Annotated in this window: 18 protein-coding genes and 1 pseudogene; 4 read left to right on the top strand and 15 right to left on the bottom strand. The window is 48.0% G+C overall.

The genetic code is table 11. The features are described from left to right. Positions 1-39: 39 nt before the first annotated feature. Positions 40-366, bottom strand: coding sequence for an ArsR/SmtB family transcription factor (locus C7820_RS06645; RefSeq protein ID WP_116230268.1), 327 nt, complete (start codon positions 364-366; stop codon positions 40-42). A gap of 350 nt (positions 367-716) precedes the next feature. Here C7820_RS06645 and C7820_RS06640 point away from each other — a divergent pair, with 350 nt between their 5' ends. Further along, positions 717-1,043 carry a hypothetical protein gene (locus tag C7820_RS06640; RefSeq protein ID WP_116230267.1) on the top strand — a complete coding sequence of 109 codons (327 nt, stop codon included), beginning with the start codon at positions 717-719 and terminating at the stop codon, positions 1,041-1,043. Between the two features lie 310 nt (positions 1,044-1,353). On the opposite strand, the gene C7820_RS06635 is transcribed toward C7820_RS06640, so the two are convergent. The 5 genes and pseudogenes from C7820_RS06635 to C7820_RS06610 all read right to left on the bottom strand — a co-directional run bounded on the left by C7820_RS06635 (position 1,354) and on the right by C7820_RS06610 (position 6,002). Beyond that, a complete protein-coding gene (locus C7820_RS06635) occupies positions 1,354-2,451 on the bottom strand; it encodes a helix-turn-helix transcriptional regulator (RefSeq protein ID WP_116230266.1) in 1,098 nt (365 codons plus the stop codon). Positions 2,452-2,754: 303 nt separating this feature from the next. Further along, positions 2,755-3,873, bottom strand: a complete 1,119-nt coding sequence (locus tag C7820_RS06630) for a serine hydrolase domain-containing protein (RefSeq protein ID WP_116230265.1) — start codon at positions 3,871-3,873, stop codon at positions 2,755-2,757. 54 nt (positions 3,874-3,927) lie between these two features. Continuing rightward, positions 3,928-4,055 (bottom strand): annotated as a pseudogene (locus tag C7820_RS06625) (ApeI family dehydratase); the annotation flags it as partial. Positions 4,056-4,488: 433 nt separating this feature from the next. Continuing rightward, the gene (locus C7820_RS06615) at positions 4,489-5,316 is read right to left on the bottom strand and encodes a class I SAM-dependent methyltransferase (RefSeq protein WP_116230263.1); all 828 of its coding nucleotides are present in this window, start codon (positions 5,314-5,316) and stop codon (positions 4,489-4,491) included. Between the two features lie 110 nt (positions 5,317-5,426). Continuing rightward, a complete protein-coding gene (locus C7820_RS06610; protein WP_116230262.1) occupies positions 5,427-6,002 on the bottom strand; it encodes a histidine phosphatase family protein in 576 nt (191 codons plus the stop codon). 331 nt (positions 6,003-6,333) lie between these two features. Between C7820_RS06610 and C7820_RS06600 the strand changes: the two genes are divergently transcribed. Further along, positions 6,334-8,613: a penicillin-binding transpeptidase domain-containing protein gene (locus C7820_RS06600; protein ID WP_116230260.1), complete on the top strand. Its 2,280-nt coding sequence runs from the start codon at positions 6,334-6,336 to the stop codon at positions 8,611-8,613. A gap of 171 nt (positions 8,614-8,784) precedes the next feature. Here C7820_RS06600 and C7820_RS06595 read toward each other — a convergent pair whose 3' ends face one another. The 3 genes from C7820_RS06595 to C7820_RS06585 form a co-directional block, all read right to left on the bottom strand. Further along, positions 8,785-9,264: a GyrI-like domain-containing protein gene (locus tag C7820_RS06595; RefSeq protein WP_116230259.1), complete on the bottom strand. Its 480-nt coding sequence runs from the start codon at positions 9,262-9,264 to the stop codon at positions 8,785-8,787. 195 nt (positions 9,265-9,459) lie between these two features. Continuing rightward, positions 9,460-9,882 carry a DoxX family protein gene (locus tag C7820_RS06590; RefSeq protein WP_116230258.1) on the bottom strand — a complete coding sequence of 141 codons (423 nt, stop codon included), beginning with the start codon at positions 9,880-9,882 and terminating at the stop codon, positions 9,460-9,462. A 33-nt stretch (positions 9,883-9,915) separates the two neighbouring features. Next, positions 9,916-10,395 (bottom strand): GyrI-like domain-containing protein, encoded by a 480-nt coding sequence (locus C7820_RS06585; RefSeq protein ID WP_116230257.1) that lies wholly within the window; start codon positions 10,393-10,395, stop codon positions 9,916-9,918. Positions 10,396-10,683: 288 nt separating this feature from the next. Between C7820_RS06585 and C7820_RS06580 the strand changes: the two genes are divergently transcribed. Continuing rightward, positions 10,684-11,265 carry a DUF6241 domain-containing protein gene (locus tag C7820_RS06580; protein WP_116230256.1) on the top strand — a complete coding sequence of 194 codons (582 nt, stop codon included), beginning with the start codon at positions 10,684-10,686 and terminating at the stop codon, positions 11,263-11,265. Between the two features lie 220 nt (positions 11,266-11,485). After that, positions 11,486-12,301, top strand: a complete 816-nt coding sequence (locus tag C7820_RS06575; RefSeq protein ID WP_116230255.1) for an alpha/beta fold hydrolase — start codon at positions 11,486-11,488, stop codon at positions 12,299-12,301. Positions 12,302-12,452: 151 nt separating this feature from the next. Here C7820_RS06575 and C7820_RS06570 read toward each other — a convergent pair whose 3' ends face one another. The 6 genes from C7820_RS06570 to C7820_RS06545 all read right to left on the bottom strand — a co-directional run bounded on the left by C7820_RS06570 (position 12,453) and on the right by C7820_RS06545 (position 18,468). Then, positions 12,453-13,394 carry an aldo/keto reductase gene (locus C7820_RS06570; RefSeq protein ID WP_116230254.1) on the bottom strand — a complete coding sequence of 314 codons (942 nt, stop codon included), beginning with the start codon at positions 13,392-13,394 and terminating at the stop codon, positions 12,453-12,455. A 537-nt stretch (positions 13,395-13,931) separates the two neighbouring features. Beyond that, positions 13,932-14,480 (bottom strand): 6-phospho-3-hexuloisomerase, encoded by a 549-nt coding sequence (hxlB, locus tag C7820_RS06565; protein WP_116231661.1) that lies wholly within the window; start codon positions 14,478-14,480, stop codon positions 13,932-13,934. A 151-nt stretch (positions 14,481-14,631) separates the two neighbouring features. After that, positions 14,632-15,339 (bottom strand): orotidine 5'-phosphate decarboxylase / HUMPS family protein, encoded by a 708-nt coding sequence (locus C7820_RS06560; protein WP_116230253.1) that lies wholly within the window; start codon positions 15,337-15,339, stop codon positions 14,632-14,634. Beyond that, a complete protein-coding gene (locus C7820_RS06555; protein ID WP_116230252.1) occupies positions 15,336-16,637 on the bottom strand; it encodes an MFS transporter in 1,302 nt (433 codons plus the stop codon). The genes C7820_RS06560 and C7820_RS06555 overlap by 4 nt, the downstream gene beginning before the upstream one ends. Further along, a complete protein-coding gene (locus C7820_RS06550; RefSeq protein WP_116230251.1) occupies positions 16,634-17,605 on the bottom strand; it encodes a sugar kinase in 972 nt (323 codons plus the stop codon). The genes C7820_RS06555 and C7820_RS06550 overlap by 4 nt, the downstream gene beginning before the upstream one ends. Next, complete coding sequence (locus C7820_RS06545; protein WP_116230250.1) at positions 17,602-18,468, bottom strand: sugar phosphate isomerase/epimerase family protein; 867 nt, start codon at positions 18,466-18,468, stop codon at positions 17,602-17,604. The genes C7820_RS06550 and C7820_RS06545 overlap by 4 nt, the downstream gene beginning before the upstream one ends. Positions 18,469-18,659: the final 191 nt, after the last annotated feature.

Genomic DNA, 18,659 nt, shown 5'->3' with positions numbered 1-18,659 from the left:
AATGTTGAGTAAAAGCTCACTAGAGCTTAACCTTTTTGGTTAATCATTGAGACCATCGCATTCGTCTTCAACGGCAATAATTAATGTCTTGAGTTGTTCAAGTGGTTTACGGACAGTCAACACATAGTAGTTTTCTACGCCTTTTTTTTCGGATTTAATAAAACCAGACTGTTTCAATACCTTTAAATGATGGGATACAGCCGGTCTGGACAAATTGATATGGCCTGCTATTGTATTCACATTAAGCCCCGATTTGTTCTGTGCTAACAGCATAATTATAGCTTGCCGGTTTACATCGGTCAGCACCTCCAATAGAGGGATACAATCTTTAAATTGTTGTAAAATATCCTCTGTTTGCTGGCTCATGCCATTCACCTCTTAAGTTCATTGGTTTAATCTATTAAACATAATTATAGAGCTTTTAATAACAAAATCAAGCCTACGTAAAAACATACCTATAATTTGTGCCTTTGTGATAAGGTTCATTTGAACAAGTTACCCATCCGATTTCAATTTAATTTTAAGGCCTCTCCTCTTCATATGTCTTGAGGGGGAGGCCTTTATGTCATGATCTTTCGGTGGATCTGGGACTGCATCCCGCAAAATCCTCATGTCCCGTCCATGCCATGGTTACAATATGAGCCCTCTCGCCCGGCCCAAAATCCCATCGGATGCATAGACTGATTTATCCAATGTGAGTAAGGCGGAAAAGGCTTTTGGTGAACAAGAAAAATAAGGGCCGATCAAAAACGGTCTCACCCCGGCCCAAATTCCGCAAAAAACCAGTGTATATCAATGCATCCGAAAACGAGCTTGAGTGGTTGGCCAAAATCAACCCCGCCCGAGATCCCAAACAGGTCCAGTTAGTTGTAGATCTCCCGAATGAGGTATATGAATACTTACAGGAGAATGAAGTGGAATGGGATCGTGCCATTCAAAATGGTTTGCGCAGTGCAATGGAACCCGCGATAAACCCAGATTCGATCAAGGAAATAAAGTACCGAATTCAAGTAGTTACATCCGCCGACAGCAGCCAAAGTTAAACGGCTTTAGGTCTGTTTCAGACGCAGGATCTGCCATGGTTTATGCGGTTGTAGCACCAGTTGTTATATTCAGTGCAGGACACCTTCGTCAACCGAAAGTTGTACGATCCTGCCTATTAACATTGCGACGGCAGCCGATGATGTTGGCCGGATGCCGTCGTATTGCTCCCCGTTAACTTGACGCCGGTACCTATTGACCAGCACCTTGCTGGTTTATTGATCCGAACATCGATGAAAAACCGGATATCAAGCGGGCACCTCTAGGGGATCGCCGACGGTATCTGGATCACCAAGCTCCGAACCTCCGCGGCTATTTTACTTTATTTAATAAGTTTGTTACCATTCTGCTCAATGTTCCTTGATCGATAAAAGGAGCAAGACTTGCCAGCAGATCCGGGCTAAGCTGTTCAACTTCGACTCCATCTATCAACTTTTCGAGATTTTCCCTACCCAGAAAAGGAGCGAGGCTAATGATTCGGTTCGCATCGATGGTGCCGTCTACAACCCGATCTGCCAAACGACCTAATGTCTCTCTGCTGATGAATGGTGCCAGTTGATTCACGACATCCCAGCTCACGCTGCCTTCTTCAGCTTCTAGTATCAACCGATCCACCTGCTCCCTACCCAGAAAAGGGGCGAGGCTTACGATCCGGTTCGCATCGATGGTGCCGTCTACAACCCGGTCTACCAAACGATTTAGTGTCTCTTTGCTGATGAAAGGTGCCAGCTCTTGGACCAAATGCCAGCTCAAGCCACCCTCTTCGACATGTTGTACCAACCGATCTACTTGTTCTCTTCCAAGAAACGGAGCAATTTCAACAATACGATCCACTTCTAAAGAGCCGTCAATCGATTGATCTACCAGTCGGTTTAATGTGTCACTGCTAACGAATGGAGCAAGTCCGGTAATGGCATCCCACAGAATTTCGCTTCCTTCTACTTGACGAACCAGTTCATCCAATGTATCTGTTCCGAGGAACGGCGCCAGACTCAAGATTACGTCTAACTTAAGGACGCTGCTGTCTAATCGTTCTGTCACCTTATGCAAAGCGCTTGCTTTTACAAACGGCGCTACTTCTACAAGCTCTTCCAGTTCCACCTCACCGGCATTAACTCTCTCTGCAACTTGTTCCGGCTTGTTCTCTGCGATCTCCTCCACGATCGTTCCTAGGTGCAGGTGCTCCCGAACTTCTGTGTGCTCTCCTGCATTTAAAATGTCGTCTACCGTTTTGCCGAATAATCTAGCCAATTGCGGAAGCGTTCCGATATCCGGTAACGAGTCGCCCCGTTCCCATTTCGATACTGCTTGATGGCTTACATTCAGTTGATCGGCAAGTTCCAATTGTGTCAGATCCCGTTCTTTGCGAAGCTTCGAAATATAAGCTCCAATTTTACGTAAGTCGAGCATCGTATACCTACCTCCGATTAAACAAAAAGTACAGTGCGCACTGTCGAAAACAGCATAACATTTCCAAAAACGTCATCCTATCAAGCGTTGGTTGAATCGGCACATCCGCTTTATTCAACTGCCGGTAGAATTGCCCGGATTGATTCATTTAATGAATAAATTTACCTAATCAGATTACCTCTATAAATTAAGGCCTATTTATTAATATATAAAATGATAATAAAAATAAAACAGCAGCGATAAGAAAAGCAATGTGCCTATTTTCTTCTTTTTCCTTCCAAAAGCGAATTGAAGTAAAAGCATTCATATTTGGAATAACGTGTCTAAAACTTTATAACAAATCTGTTGAGTTAGTGTCTTATCATGATTGGATACAACGACTACACCCACTCTGTCCGATGGAGCCATACTGACGTAGGCACTAACACCCGGAAATCCGCCTCCATGCTCAATAAAAGTACGGCTCCCCACCTCTCTTGTCCCCCAACCTAAAGCGTAGCCATTTTCACTATCAAACTTCCACACAGGCTCATACATGAGGTCAATCATAGACTGAGGCATGAAAGGATGCTTACTCATATACGATGATAAATATCCGCCTAAGTTATTTGCAGTTGAATATATGAACCCCATCGGGGCACCCAAAAGGTTTACTGGAAACGGAGACTCAAACACATCCATATTAACATTTGGCTTGATAATGTTATGTAAAATGCTATCTGTTGCTGTGTAATATTGAGCACTATCTTCTTCTTGCTGCACTCGTTCAACATGCAGTGTGGTCCTGTTCATCTTGAAACTTCTAAACAAGACATTCTCCATATAGTCATCCCATTTAAATCCGCTAACCTTCTCAAATAGATCAGCTGCCACAATATAAGCGTCCGTGCAATAACTCCAGTTGGAGCCCGGCGGATAAGATAAAGCAACTGAATTAAAGTATTTAGTTACATCCTCGCGCTTACTGATACTTTGAAGGACAGCATCGGTAATTCCAAAATGTGCCTTTAGACTTTCAAAAACATTAAACTCGGATGCGTTGGGAGATATTAAATTACCAATCCCTAGATCGCCCGAGAATCCAGCGGTATGTGATAACAATTGTTTGACTGTAATCGAGTCACTCATCAATTTATCAGTTGTTCGAAAATATGGAAGATACTTCACAAGGGGAGTGTCGAGTTCAAAAAGCCCTTTTTCCACAAGCTGCAATAATGCTGCTGCTGTAAAGCTCTTCGATATACTCTGAATACTAACGATGGTGTCCGTTGTAAAGGCTCTTTCATTTCTACCCAAACGGGATTTACCAAACCCCTTGCCGTATAAAACTTGACTATCTTTGACTACGACAACAGCTCCACCGACGGGGAAATCTTGCTTACAGATAACACGATCTAATTGGGTCTCCAAAGATGTCACCATTCAAGAATTCTCCTTAAAAATATATAAACGACCAAGAATTGTTTTCACGTATCGGATACTCAAGACTCCAGGCATCACGGGATAATCGGGGAAGTGACCAAGGAAATAAGGATCATTGAAAGTCACATTTTAATTCCAATGGCTTTCTTTCCCCCAATAATTTCTAAGATTCTGTCGACCAAAAGGAAAGGATATGAATTACATTGAAGTGATTCCTAAAGCCAAAAAAAGTAAAGCTAAAAGTACAAATCCCCAAAGGATTTCAAGTATTGAAATTATAGAGAATAGCATCCGACTCCCGAGGCTAATCACACCGATTACGCCAATTATCATTCCAATTAATCCTGTACCAATCCAATAAACATCGCCCCATGGATACGAAAATTTATATAATTGGTCGGATAAGTAGATATATGAGAAAATTAACTGATTCAGCAAAGTAACAATCATTAATACTGAAAATAATTTCGTAGTCCACTTTGTTATTGTCATAATATCCTCGCCCTATTCTTAATTCTAATAAACCTTTCAGTTCCAACATACGACCAATGGGCTAGATATATCCTTAAGTTAATCGATACCCGTTAACTAAATTGGAGCCCTTCTTACATCTTATCAATGCTGCTTTGTACCACATGCAGTAATAAAATTCATCATCACATATGCATCAGGTGAATTATTATTAATCGCATCAGAAGCCTGTTTCATTTGTTCAAATTCATCTGAATTTATCACACCATTTTTATAAAAATGTACAAAACGATTCATATCCAATTGTCGTTTAAACCCATCAATACCATGAACATCGCTATGTTGAATTACTGAATCAATATCTATATCAATAAATCCACTCTTTAATAAGAGACGTGGTAGACTTCTGCCTATGAATCGATTTCCACCTTTCTGTGCAATATAATCCGAGATTTTCTTTAATATAGTATGTAATGATGGGATTTCCGGGTTTACCGTACCAAACACTCCATCGTCAATATCAATGATTACTAGTTTCCCACCAGGCTTGAGTATTCGATAAATCTCTTGTGCAGCTTCAAGTGGATTGTTTAAGTGGAGAAAAATTAATCGTGCGACTACAAAGTCAAATGAATTATCGGGTAGATCAATATGATAAATTGACGACTCCACAAATTTTATTCGTTCAGGTGGAACGTCACCTAGTAATTTTTTGGCTTGTTCGAGTAAAGTACTATCGATTTCGAGAGAGGTAATATGACTGTCGGGTAAGCTATTAAGTAATTGCTCAGTTATATATCCAGGTCCGCTGCCAACTTCCAATACACTCATACCATTTTGCAATCCGTACCATTTTAAGGCTCGTAGCCCCTTCTGCCAACCCATCGTTGCTTGTGCTTTCAACCGCTCGATTTCCTCTTGAAACCCTAAAACAGCACCTTGGATATTGTAGGTTGAACGCTGATCTTTCATGCTCTTCCCTCCCAATCTTTAAAACTCAAATCTGGCTCCGTCCGTTCATTTATCAAAACAGGTCATTTTGATCAGTTCCTAACACCCCCGTTAAATTATTCTCATAGTTACTAAAAGTGTTTGGTGCAGTTATACAATTGACATTCCCACTCGTTTTCTATATGCGTAAGAACAGTTAATGAAGCGTTATCTATATATGTTTTTTCGAACAGCTGCGGCAAAAGATGCTGCAATGACAAACCAATCAATGCTCCATGACTTACAACTAAAATTTTCTTTCCAGCATGACCGATACTCACTTCTTCGAGAAATGATAGCCCACGCTCGGCAACCATTTTGAAATCTTCCATTTCAAGTTTTTGCTCGCGCCAATTCACTCCCCAACGAGCAATACGTTCTTCCTTAGTGGTGCCCTCAATTAACCCGCAATTTATTTCTCTAATACGTTCATCAGTGAATACAGAGGCTACTCCTAGTAATTGCCGTATTATTTCAGCAGTTTGCCTAGCTCTGGTCAAATTACTGGAGAAAATCATGTCCCATGTTTCGCTTTTGAGTCTATTGGCCAATGCCGTTGCTTGTTGTATTCCTGTTTCGTTTAGAGGTATATCTGATATACCTTGAGCCCTGCCAAGGTGATTCCACTCGGTAACCCCATGTCGAATGAGCCCTATTGTGGTTGCCATCCCTGCTCTGCCCTCCTTATTGAGCGCACTATTTTCCTTTAATCCTTACCCAAATATATCATATTATTGTGACTAACCTGCCCATTAGCTTCATGCCTGAAGCCAGTTTTACTTTGTATCTCCGTACGTCTTTGACGGAACTCAATTTCCATGTATAGCCAATTAGGGATTTTTCTATTAAAATTGTCCTGGGGTGATATTATGACGAAATTAAACCGTACTGAAAGCAATTACAAAAGCCAAATGTGGAAGGCACAAAAGGATATCCGTAAGAAACACGGAGAGAAATATTACATTTACATTGAGGGTACAGAACTTGTGAGGGCTGAGTATGATTAAAAGAATAAAGCTTCGCGCGCTGCTCATAGGAGGATTTATTACCCTTCTTTTTGTTGTTCTGTTGATTCGGATATTTACGCTGCAGGTTGTCAAAGGACAAGACTGGCACGAGCGGGCGGTATTCCAGTGGACGAAAAAGGTCCCGATTCCGGCAACCCGCGGCATGATCACGGACCGGAACGGCGACGTTCTCGCATCCGATGTGCCAGCTTATACGGTCATCGTCAATCCCGCTGTCATCCACGAGAACGGGCTGGAGGACGAGATTGTCGGAGGACTGCACAGCATTTTGGGCAAGGATGAAAGCGAGCTTAGGGCACTTGTAACAGCCAAGGACGAAAAAGGCAAATACCATAAAAACCGTGAAGTCCGGAATGAAGGGTGGAAAATTAACGAAACGAAAAAGTCTCAGATCGCTGATTTCAACAAAAAGTTAATGGACCAGCTTGAGAAAGAAAAAAAAGGAATGGAGACCGGGCTGGGTTTGCTTAAGGAGCAGAAGCGGTATTATCCAAAGGGAACACTTGCTGCTCATATTTTGGGTTATACCGACCGGGACGGTGAGGCTGTAGCCGGACTTGAGGCAAGTCTGGATGATTACCTCAAAAGTACCCCCGGAGAAATGAAATACGAGAGCGACCGGCATGGAGACCAGCTTCCCCAAGCAAATATGGTGTACAAGCCAGCTGTTAATGGTAAAAATGTAAAGCTTACGATCGACGATACGATCCAGTATTATATCGAAGACGCGATGAAAGAAACGTATGAGCAGTACAAGCCAATCAGCATGACGGTCATTGCGGCCAATCCGAAGACAATGGAAATTCTCGGGATGGCGAACCTACCGACGTTCAACCCGAATACGTATTGGGATCCCGCGACGGATCAGAAGGACTTTTTCAACTATGCCGTGAAGGCTACGTACGAGCCGGGCTCCACGTTCAAGATCGTGACGCTCGCCGGTGCGGTGCAGGAGAAACTGTTTAACCCGAACGCCTTCTACCAGTCCGGACAAATCTACGTGAAAGGCACGCATACGCCCCTTCATGACATTGTCCGCTCGGGATGGGGGCAGATCACGTACCTGGAGGGCGTGAAGCGCTCCAGTAACGTTGCGTTTGTCAAGCTGGGATCGGAAATGCTCGGGAAAGACCGGCTGCTGAAATATATAAACGACTTCGGTTTCGGCCAGAAGACCGGGATTGAACTGCCAGGGGAAGTTTCTATGGCGATCAATCTGCCGGGTCCGGTCGAAGTGGCGACCGCGTCCTACGGACACGGCGTGTCCGTGACGCCGATCCAGCAGCTTGCAGCGATCAGCGCGGTGGCAAATGGCGGAAAACTGTTGAAACCTCATATTATTAAAGAAGTCACGGACCCGGATAGCGGGAAAGTAACCCAATCCTCAAAGACAGACGTCGTCCGTCAGGTCATTTCCCCGGAAGCCGCCAAGGAAACGAGCAGCTATCTGGAGCAGGTTGTGGCAGACCGGGCGATCGGTACCGGAAAACACGCATATATCGAAGGTTATCGCGTCGCTGGTAAAACAGGTACCGCAGTTAAATACGGTCCCGACAAATTACCGGATTATTCGAAATCCGTCGTCTCCTTTATCGGCTTTGCGCCGGTGAACGATCCGAAGATTGCCCTTATTGTCATTGTGGACCAGCCGAATGATCCGGATGTCGGCGGGGGCATGGTGGCGGCGCCGATCTTTAAGAAAATCGTGTCCCAGGCCCTGCCTTACATGGGCGTGCCGAAGTCAAACACCAAAAAAACGTCAGATGGCAAAACGACGGTGGAACGTCCTGAGGCTCCGACGCTGACGAAGCTGGCGGTGAAGGAGGCCAAACAAAAGCTGCTGAACGCCGGTGTCGATTTTGAGTCCATTGGCAAGGGTGCCTCGGTCATCCGGCAGTTCCCGGCAGCGGGGACGCCGATGAGTCCGGGGCAGCGCATCTATCTGCTCACGGAGGAGACCGATAAAATGACGGTGCCGGACCTAAAAGGAGAATCGCTGCGCGATGCGCTGGATATTTTGACCTTGCTGAAATGCTCGGTTACCGTCCAAGGGGAAGGATACGTCAGCGAGCAGCTCGTCACGGACAAGAATGGTAAGCGTTCCGTCCAGCTGACGCTGAAGCCGGTCAAGGATGACGAGACATCGCAGGATGCTTCATCCTCCTCCACGGAGGGTGGTTCCATTTCGGAGGATACGTCAGCGGACGATTTGGCCGACGGCAAGGCCGGTAAAGAAGCTGGCGATAACTGATAGGCGGCACAGACGGCACAGATTACTCAACCTTTTAGTGCGATTATTTATAGAAGTGAAAAATAAACTAACCCCGCTTCTTTACATAGAAACGGGGTTTTCCTTTCTTTACATAGAAACGGGGTTTTCCTAGCGTATAAATAAGCTCAACATGCCTCTTGCTAATCTCGTTTACTTCTCGACAACCGGAATCCACATTTCCCCATATACAAAACCGTCTCGCTGCCCCATCTCAACCGTTGCATTGGGTCCGCCAACATAAGCGTAATGTTCGGTCGCTGGCAAGACTTGACCAAAGGCAACCCCAGTAAGCGTATTACTCAACTCATCAGCCGACTTCCCTTCGCCTTTAACGACGAGGTATTGTCCCTTTGGGAATTGGATCACCCTGTGTTCTTCCGGGATCGACGAATCTGTCATGACGCCAGCATAATACATCATCTTGTGATTTACCGCTTCGTTTACCGCAAAAATATAGTCGTTCGCAGCAATAGCCTTTAACGTTTCAAGTCTTCCATCCTGTTCCACGGACCGCCAAAAGTTCTCCTTCTCTTTGTTCATGCCGGCATAATCCGTGTAATCGCTCTTCAGCTCCGTCCCAATACCAAGAACGCTAAAGCTGTCTTTTTCCTCAAAGGTATACGTTGCCATCATTCCTGCTCCTTTTTTGATTGAATCAATTCATTGGCTTAATCACTTGATAGGCATATCATAACTATAAATCATGTCAAAACATGATACTGTTTAGAGGGCAACCAATTGTCCCCTCCCGCATCTCCCCTACCTAATATTAGGCAGGGGAAGACCATCGGATCACGAATGAGGTGTCGTCATGTCACGCTTTAATTAGAGTCTGCGGCTTTTCGGACGCAGTGCCCAGGAAGCTATGCCAAGCGCGGCGTAGAAAAGCGGAAGAATTACATTGAATCCACCCACCCCGTAATCGTGAGCGAACACATGAGATAAGGTGGCGCCCGTCATTAGAAAAAAGATACCGCTATAAGCCCATTCCTTAAGACGGGGGAAACCTGGCATGACGATCGCAAGGATTCCAAGCAATTTCCAAGTCCCGAGAATGTAAGTAATATATAACGGGTAACCAATATGAGTCACTAAATCAACATTGCCACCCAATCGCATCAATTGCCCGATCCCGCTTAATGCAATAGAGAATGCGAGAATGATGGTGACCGTCCAATAAGCGGCCGTCTTTCCGATCCGACGGGATTCAACCTTCGTTATTTTTTCATTACTGGTAATTGTATTCATTTCCATTCCTCCTAAGGTTTTGTTTTGTTTTATTTACTTCTTCACAACCGGGATCCACATTTCCCCGTATACAAGGTTGTCACGGTGCCCCATCTCGACCGTTGCATTGGGCCCGCCGACATAGGCGAAGTTTTCGGCTTCGGGTAAAATTTGACCAAAGGCAATGCCGGTAAGCGTACGACTTAAATCATCTGCCGTCTTCCCTTCGCCATTAATGACGAGGTATGGTCCTTTAGGGAATTGGATCTCTCTGTGTTCTTCCGATAACGATGCTTCTGTCATGACGCCGACATAATACATCCTCTTACCGTTTACCAGCTCGTTTACGGCGAAAGTGTAGTCGTTCGCAGCAACAGCCTTTAATGCGTCAAGCCTTCCATCCTGCTCCACGGTTCGCGAGAAGTTTTCCTTCTCCTTGTTCATGCCCGCATAGTCCGTGTACTCGCTCTTCAGTTCCGTTCCAATCCCTACAACGATAAAGCTGTCTTTCTCCTCAATAGTAAATGCTGCCATCATCCCAGCTCCTTTTTTTGATTTGATCAATTCATTTGTTTTTCTTGATGGGTTAATCATAACGATGAATCATGTCAAAATATGATACTGTTTAGAAAGCCCGATACGACACCCACAATTCTGACCTGCTTGACCCAACATATCTGCCTTCTTACAGCGCTCTCCATTGGCTTTAAGAGCTACATCATCAGGTTCTTTTCTAAGTTTCCAGACTATTGACGGAATATAGTCCGAAATCTATAGTGTATTTAATGAAGAAGTACACAAACTTAACGGGAGAATCTCTAAATGTCCACTAAAAAGAGATGGGTTATCACGGTTGTTGTCGTGGCAGCCATTGCCGTCGTTGTTGGAACTGGCCTTTTTGTCAAACACTTCATAGATGCTTTAGTGACTGACCCGGAGGATCGTAAACAAGCCGAGAATCTAACTCCTGCACCGGCTCCGAAACCTGGGCAAACCCGAACCGACCTTGGGAACCTTCGCACGGATGACAATGACCAAGTTGATCTGGTGCTGAAAGACGCTTTAAAGCCCGAGATCGTTGTTGCAGAGCGTGACGTCGTCAATATCATGCACCATATGACCCACCAAAAGGTAAAGGCCAAGGAAAAGTGGGTCTCAATCGAAATGACGCCGGAACGGGTGCAGCTGCTGGAACAGATCATTCAAGTCAAGGGGACGAGTTGGATTAATTACGCAAGGATGCTCGATATCGCGAAGAAATGGGAGGCAGGCGACTTTTCTACCGTCGATGAGGATCACAACTTTTTTTGGATGATCGAAAATGGGTCGATCGGGAAAGCGAAAGGCGTTCTTACGGAGAAAGAGGAACAGGAATTCATCAAGAATACGTTTCATAAAGAATAAGAAGCCCGCAGCGGCTTCTTTTTTTGCCCATAAAAAGGCCGTCTCCTGCAAGGCAGGCCCTTACTCGCTATTGATCTACTCACCATTAGTGGACCGAAAATACCACCTCATGGTTCTTCCATGCTTCCGACACGCGGATACGCCACGACAGGACATTCACGTTTGGGCGCTGGGCGCGTATCCTATCGGGAAAGGATTTTGATTTACGGAGGCTTTGACAGTGGGATACTATGTGACAGTTGAGCCGGGGGTACAACTCTATGTGGAGGACATCAACCCGGCAGGAAGCAAAACAATTGTGTTTCTTCATGGCTGGCCGCTCAATCATGACCAGTTCGAATATCAGTTCAACGTACTGCCAGGTATGGGTTACCGATGCATCGGCATCGACTGGCGTGGCTTCGGCAAGTCGGACCGACCCTACGGTGGATATCATTTAGAACGGCTTGCGGACGATATTCGCGCCGTCGTTGATGCGCTGCAATTGAAAGACTTCGTGCTCGCTGGGCATTCGACCGGTGGAGCGATCGCGATCAAATACGTCGTGCGGTACAATGGCGGCGGCGTATCCAAACTCGTACTGATCGACGCAGCGGCGCCGCGCGGCTTCACCAAAGAGACGGCAGCGCAGCTGCTGAAGCAGTCGTTGAACGACCGGGCAAACATGATGCTCGGCGTGACCAACATTTTTTTCTTCCGGTACATCAGCAAGCCATTCGCGGACTGGTTTGTTCAGATGGGCATGCAGGCTGCCGGGTGGTCGACGGCCGCGATCATCGTCATGCTGCGGGACTTTGATTTAACCGCCGACCTGTCACACATCCAGGTTCCAACACTGATCGTGCATGGCATTCACGACCAGGTCATTCCATTCAGCCAGGCGGAGGAGATGCAGCGGTTAATCCCTCATTCGCAGCTCGTGCCGTTCATGTACAGCGGCCACGGTTCGTTCTACGACGAACGCGACAAGTTTAATGAGGTCATGCAGGAGTTCGTCGGGAATGCACGGCAGGCCCCGCTGCGGGTACCGCAGTAGCAATAAGTAGGGCAAATGGAAAAAACGACAGCCTTTTGCAGGTTGTCGTTTTTTTCGGATTTATTGAACTGAGCTAGTTCTTGTGTCTTTGCAGAAAGAATCGTTCAAGCGTTCCCCGCTTCGATCCTAAGTTGAACAAATGATTAGATGTTTAGTCGAGATTTTGTAGTGTCTGTTTACTTAAGTCGTCCAGCTTGGTCGCTTCCTCCTCAGTCAATTCTATGTCAGTGGAATGCAGGTTCTCAAAGAAATGCTTCTCGTTCTGTGTGCCCACGATGGCCGAGGTCAGGCCTTTCCGGCCTAGCAGCCAGCTAATTGCGATTTGCGAGAGAGTGGCACCTTTGGCTGCTGCGATTTCCTCTAAGAGACGGATGAGGTCCTCCGTCTTCCGCAGGTTTTCTGATTGGAATAAAGGTCTCTCCTTGCGAAAATCCGTCACTTCTTTGCCTTTGTGGAAAATTCCGGTCAAAATCCCCTTAGCGAGGGAGTTGTAGCTCATGATGCTGATGTCGTTTTGCAAACAATAGTCAAGCAATTCGTCTTCAATGCTGCGCTGGAGCATATGATACTCCGGCTGTATCGCGTCAACCCGCCCATATTGCATGGCTTCTTTCAGTTGAGCCAGAGAGAAATTGGAGACACCGATTGCACGAATTACGCCTTCTTCTTTCAACTTGGTCAGCTCTCCCATAGATTCTTCGATCGGGATGTCGTTACTGGGCGTATGGATGTAATACAAGTCGATATAGTCCGTGTTCAGCCGGAACATGCTTTGCCACAGGGCCGTACGGATATCTTTGGGCCGTAGATGATGAGCGCTTACCTTCGTTGCGATTACGCATTGTTTTCTTACATGGGCCAAGGCTTTTCCTACAATAAACTCTGAACGTCCGGCACCATAGAGCTCAGCGGTATCGAATGAATTGACTCCGTGATCAAAAGCTTGACGCAGAAGCCGGATGTTGTCCTCTTCGGGCCTCAGCTCCCAGCGCGTCAATCCGCCTGAGAAGGCATTGCCTCCTCCCAGTTCCATTGCGCCGTAAGTAATGCGGGACACTTCCATGTCTGTTCTGCCGAGTTTTGCGTACTTCATTAGACTTCTACTCCTTTCTCGAATCGATATGTAATGGGATAAGCCGCATGCCTCGAATCAAAAAATGATGACTGACGAATCATTTGCACATGAATGACTTCCGCATTGTTTTATCCATCATTCCAATCACTCCTCCTAACTTTAGGCAATAGAGACTGATTAAAGTACAACTCTATATTTCATATTCTCGAATGGTTTAAGCTATCCTGCCCGTTGGCTTAATTAAACTTTGCGCCTATCTCATTGTGTCATTCCCAGAAGTGCCAATACATTCGAGGCACAAGGCATTTTCCTGCTATTTTTCTGATAAAACTTCAGAAATAATGGATATTCCCCCAATCCTATGGACAAAAAAAGCCGCAGCTACGCGGCTATTAAGCGTGTACATTTTTTTCGTTGTATAGCAAACCAAATTTGTCCTTATCGCAGGGTTTCGCGAAGACAACCAACTTGAAACATAACTAGTTCAAGCCACTCCCAGGCTATTCATCATCGGAAATAAAAGTCTCGAGAGCTGCATTGAAAAGTACGATGCCGCTATTCAACATTACTGTGCTGCTTGAATGCCGCGGCGTTGTCGACGCCGCGGGACTCCGCATAGCACAGGCAGACTGCGTCCAGCACAAGGTGGACGCATTGGTCAAACAGCGAGCCTAGCGGCTGCACGCTCGCTGTTTCGCCTTCGCGGCGGTGTTTCGTCGCCGCCGGAATGGTAAGCACCCTCCCGGCCGAGCGGGCAAGTGGGGATTCGGCGTCGGTCGTCAGGGCGATGACCGATGCACCAAGCTCCCGTGACTTCTGTGCGGTCCAGACGACGCCATGCGTCGTTCCGGAGCCGGAGACGGCGACCACATAATCGCCCTTGGAGATTGAAGGGGTGATCGTCTCTCCGATAACATACGAGGTCGCACCGAGGTGCATCAGCCGCATGGCGAATGATTTGGCCATCAGGCCCGAGCGGCCTTCGCCTACGACAAAGATCCGGGGCGCATTCACCAGAAGGGCGGCCGTCTCGTGAACGGCGCCCTCGTCTATCCCCTCCAGCACAGCACGCGCTTCCTCAAGTATAGTCACCAGCTTGTTCATCATCGTATTCGACTCTCCTTCTCTTCGCGATCAAGCAGAATTCATCCGCATTCAATTACATTCAACATTCGACTGTAATGAATTTCCTAAACTCGGTCGGCTTATTTAATGTCCTTCCATATCACCTAATGAAAAACCCGGGCATGACCCGCTACCTTCTCCCTAACTTCCGGATGCAGTCCTGAAACGATCGGGCAGCGGCGACCGGGTCCGCAGCTTTCGTAATTGAGGAGCCGACGATGATAACCTCCGGCTTCATCGCCAACAATCCCGGCAGAGAATCCAGTATGATCCCGCCCGCGGCGGCGATCCGAAGTTCCGCCGGGCTAACGCTGGCAGAACCGGGGGCACCGGATGGGGCGGCCCTCCTATTTCCGGTCAAAGCGTCACCCGTACCCGGAGCGTTTCCATATGCGCCCGTCCCGGTCAGATGTGTGCCGTTCTCCTGCTGGTCCTTGCTAACATGGCGGCAGTGAACCGCCTCCCGGTACCGGGCAAGCGCAGCCTGTTCCTCCGGCGTCGTATGAAGCAGGTCAATCATGACCTGCCTGCCCCATGTCCGGGCGGTCTTTATACAGAGATCCACGGTGACCGGCGGAGATGCGCCCATGACCGTTGCCACGTCAGCCCCCGCCCTATAGCACAATTCGAACTCATATATGGCATTATCGAAGGTTTTAACATCCGCTACGATGACCTTGCCGGGAAATTCGCGCTTCATCGCTTCTACAGACGCCATGCCGAATTCTTTGATGAGAGAAGTGCCGACTTCGATCCAATCGATATAAGGTTCGGTCCATCTCGCCATATCGATGGCCTCCTGTATGCTCATCCGGTCCAATGCCAGCTGAATATTCATCTTGTCGACACCTCAAGCTTTCCCTCCGTAGTCGATTCCGCCGTTTTGCGAGATCTGCCCACGGTTAAAGTCAGAAGCGCGGACAGAAGCAGAGAGCCGGCCATAAATATATATGAGGCGCCGAAGCCTCCAGTGAAGCTGTTCAGGTAGCCGACGATGTAGGATCCGGCAAAAGAACCGAGTGCCCCCATACTGTTAATCAGTGCCATGGCGCCGCCGGAGACGTTCCGGGGCAAAATTTCCGGCATGATGGCGAAGAATGGGCCATACGGTGCATACATCGCGGCGCCGGCGATGATAAGAAGAACATAGGAAATCCAGAAATGATCCGCTCCCAGCAGATAAGAAGCATAGAATGCGACGGCGCCGACCATCAGGAATGGCCAAACAAAGCCTTTCCGGTTCTGTGTCTTATCCGAGAAGTATGATGCAATCAGCATGCCGATTACTGCGAGCACATAAGGTACGGAGGTCAGCCACCCGGTGGCGACCATGCTCATGTCAGGCGCGGCCTTAATAATCGAAGGAAGCCACATGACGAAGCCGTAGACACCAATGCTCCAGAAAAAATACTGCAGGCACAGCCGGATGACCAGCGGCGACCGGAACGCTTCGCCATAGTTCTTGACGGGCTTCAGCCCCTTCTGCTCTTCATGCAGGGTGCTCTCAAGCTCCTTTTTCTCCTCTGCTGTCAACCAGCTCGCTTCAGCCGGCTTGTCATTCACGAGCTTCCACCAGAAGAACGCCCAAATTATCGGAGGCAGACCTTCAATAATAAACATCCATCTCCAGCCGACAGCGGATACGAGATAACCCGAGACGATGGACATCCACAGCACGGTTGCAGGATTGCCGAGGATGAGAAAGGTGTTGGCGCGCGAGCGCTCTTTTTTCGTGAACCAGTGGCTCAGAAAGACCAGCATTGCAGGCATTACAGCGCTTTCAACAACGCCGAGACAGAACCGGATGATGATGAGAAAATGAACGTTATGGACGATACCGGTAGCCGCCGCCAGCAGCCCCCACAAAATCAGCGAACCGAACACGAGCTTCTTCGCGCTCTTGTTCTCGGCGTAATGGGCGCCTGGCACCTGGAAGAAGAAATATCCTAGGAAGAAGAGCGCGCCCAACAGCGAAGACATTCCGGCCGAAATCTGCAAATCCTTGGCCATGCCGGCGGCCGCACCGAAACTGTAGTTCGCCCGGTCGAGATAGGCCAGGCTGTACGTTATAAAGACAATCGGCATCAGACGCAGCCAGCGTGAAGCGACGAAGCCGCTTTGGTTCGAGTTGTTCATCTCTGTCTCACTCCTGTCAGATGATTGTGAAGATATGTCTCAAGCTCTTCCTTGGTCGGGTATCCGTCATGGTCGCCTTCGGACTGCACCGCAATCGAACCGATGGCGTTTCCCTGCCGCACCGCTTCGGTGATGCTTAATCCCCTCAGAAGTCCTTCGATCAAGCCAGTGGCAAAGCCATCCCCGGCCCCGACCGTATCTACAACCTTCTTCGCCTTGAATCCCTGAACGATTCCTTCTTCATTCGGGGTTCGGTAATATGCCCCTTCCGGCCCCAGCTTGACGGCAACAAGCGAAACACCGCGGTTCAAATAAAATCTAGCGATTTCTTTCGGATCCCTTGAACCGGTCAGGAATTCACCCTCTCCGATCCCCGGCAGCACCCAGTCCGCCCGGCACGCAAGGTCGTTGATAACCTCCCTCATCTCCTCTTTCGAAGACCAGAGCGAAGGACGCAGATTGGGGTCAAAAGAGACCGTCCTGCCCGCACCCTTCATCGTCTCCAGCGCTGCATAGGCAAATGCACGGGTGCTTTTCGTCAGCGCGGGCGGTATGCCGGTCATGTGCAGATGCCTGAAGCCGGTCAGATAGCAGAAGTCCACATCGTCCACCCCAAGTGTGCTTGCGGCGGAGCCTTTGCGGAAATACTGCACTTGCGGATCACCCTCATGTACCTTCGATTTCAGCTGGAACCCGGTTGGGCAGCGGGAATCGTAGGTAACCCCGTGGATGTCCACCTGCTCCCTGGCGAGATACTCTGCGATATATTCACCGAAGGCATCCTCGCCCAGACGGCTGATCCACCCCGAAGATAGACCCAGTCTCGAAAGGCCGATCGCAACATTGACCTCTGCGCCTGCGAGGCGGCGGCTGAAGGTGTCAATGTCCTTTAATGCGCCGGGTCTGCTCGCGATAAACATGACCATCGCTTCTCCAAATGTTACCGAATCTTTCAACATGGCTGTCATCCCTTCGTCAGTCTCTCCGTTTCTCTTTTATTTCCCTGCATGCCTCTAGCCTGCCGCAGCATCTTCAGATATTTAGCAAGACTCTCTGGTCCAGGGATTGTAAACTCGATCGCCCGGGAGGCGCAGTTTGGTAAATGGGCCAACAGCTCCCGCCATAAGGCGTTCTCTTCCTCAGGAATGGGAACTGTTTGCAGCACATGGTCCTCCGAATATACGACATGCTTACAGTGAATGTACGCGGTGTAAGGAGCCAACTCCAGCGCCGCTTTCACGGGCTCCTCTCCCGCGTATATCCAGTTGCCGGTATCGAATGTCATGAATACTCCGCCAAGCCCGATGAGCTCTACCGTTTCAAAAAACGCTTTCAAATTTCCGGCGTCGCCTCCATGTGGTGTCTGGTCGTTCTCGACCAGCAGGGTCAGCGGCCCATGCAAAGTCCTGTACTGATCAAGAATTACGCCTAGACGGATTAACCTTTCGTCGCAGCTCCGGCTAACTTGACCATGTGAACTCTTCCGGACCCCAGCGGTTCTTGCTGCGCCCACTGCCACGAAATGGCCAAGTGACACCTTCAGCATCTCCGGCCTTAATATCCCTGTCTCTTCAAGAATCTCCGACAATTGCTTTTCATTCAGCCTTCCGTTTTCGTCCCAAAGCTCCATTGGAACGGAATATATGCAGCGCAAGCCGCTGTTCCGGTTCGCTTCGCGGCATTCTGCAAGCGGCAGCTTTCCCGGCGGAAACAATTCCCGCCTGATTTCGATGCCGTCTGCGCCGGCGGCGCGAACCGTCTGCGTCCATTCGTGCTGAAGACCGGGAGTGTCGCCAAATACCGACGTCGGCACAAATACTGCCCCCATCATAGTCCTCCTCCTCCTTCATGCTCCGATCGGCTTATGAGGATACCAGAATGCCGACCTTCAAGTAAATCGATTTAGTAAACCGATTTACTTCCTTCCTGCGTCCATTATAATCAAGGCCTCTTTTTTTTGCAAGCCCTTTCTTTTAAGCGCTGTCATGATTGCACAGGGAAGATTCTGAGTCTCGTGGACAA

Source organism: Paenibacillus sp. VMFN-D1 (genome assembly GCF_003386155.1).
Taxonomy (GTDB): Bacteria; Bacillota; Bacilli; order Paenibacillales; family Paenibacillaceae; genus Paenibacillus_AQ; species Paenibacillus_AQ favisporus.
This window is presented reverse-complemented; position numbering and strand designations above follow the sequence as displayed.

What these genes read in the sequence shown, in the direction of transcription:
- C7820_RS06595 (WP_116230259.1), bottom strand. Translation starts at nt 9,264, where the DNA reads ATGGCAACGTATACCTTTGAGGAAAAAGACAGCTTTAGCGTTCTTGGT.
- C7820_RS06585 (WP_116230257.1), bottom strand. Translation starts at nt 10,395, where the DNA reads ATGGCAGCATTTACTATTGAGGAGAAAGACAGCTTTATCGTTGTAGGG.
- C7820_RS06580 (WP_116230256.1), top strand. Translation starts at nt 10,684, where the DNA reads ATGTCCACTAAAAAGAGATGGGTTATCACGGTTGTTGTCGTGGCAGCC.
- C7820_RS06610 (WP_116230262.1), bottom strand. Translation starts at nt 6,002, where the DNA reads ATGGCAACCACAATAGGGCTCATTCGACATGGGGTTACCGAGTGGAAT.
- C7820_RS06635 (WP_116230266.1), bottom strand. Translation starts at nt 2,451, where the DNA reads ATGCTCGACTTACGTAAAATTGGAGCTTATATTTCGAAGCTTCGCAAA.
- C7820_RS06645 (WP_116230268.1), bottom strand. Translation starts at nt 366, where the DNA reads ATGAGCCAGCAAACAGAGGATATTTTACAACAATTTAAAGATTGTATC.
- hxlB (WP_116231661.1), bottom strand. Translation starts at nt 14,480, where the DNA reads ATGAACAAGCTGGTGACTATACTTGAGGAAGCGCGTGCTGTGCTGGAG.
- C7820_RS06555 (WP_116230252.1), bottom strand. Translation starts at nt 16,637, where the DNA reads ATGAACAACTCGAACCAAAGCGGCTTCGTCGCTTCACGCTGGCTGCGT.
- C7820_RS06560 (WP_116230253.1), bottom strand. Translation starts at nt 15,339, where the DNA reads ATGAATATTCAGCTGGCATTGGACCGGATGAGCATACAGGAGGCCATC.
- C7820_RS06615 (WP_116230263.1), bottom strand. Translation starts at nt 5,316, where the DNA reads ATGAAAGATCAGCGTTCAACCTACAATATCCAAGGTGCTGTTTTAGGG.
- C7820_RS06545 (WP_116230250.1), bottom strand. Translation starts at nt 18,468, where the DNA reads ATGATGGGGGCAGTATTTGTGCCGACGTCGGTATTTGGCGACACTCCC.
- C7820_RS06550 (WP_116230251.1), bottom strand. Translation starts at nt 17,605, where the DNA reads ATGACAGCCATGTTGAAAGATTCGGTAACATTTGGAGAAGCGATGGTC.
- C7820_RS06570 (WP_116230254.1), bottom strand. Translation starts at nt 13,394, where the DNA reads ATGAAGTACGCAAAACTCGGCAGAACAGACATGGAAGTGTCCCGCATT.
- C7820_RS06600 (WP_116230260.1), top strand. Translation starts at nt 6,334, where the DNA reads ATGATTAAAAGAATAAAGCTTCGCGCGCTGCTCATAGGAGGATTTATT.
- C7820_RS06630 (WP_116230265.1), bottom strand. Translation starts at nt 3,873, where the DNA reads ATGGTGACATCTTTGGAGACCCAATTAGATCGTGTTATCTGTAAGCAA.
- C7820_RS06590 (WP_116230258.1), bottom strand. Translation starts at nt 9,882, where the DNA reads ATGAATACAATTACCAGTAATGAAAAAATAACGAAGGTTGAATCCCGT.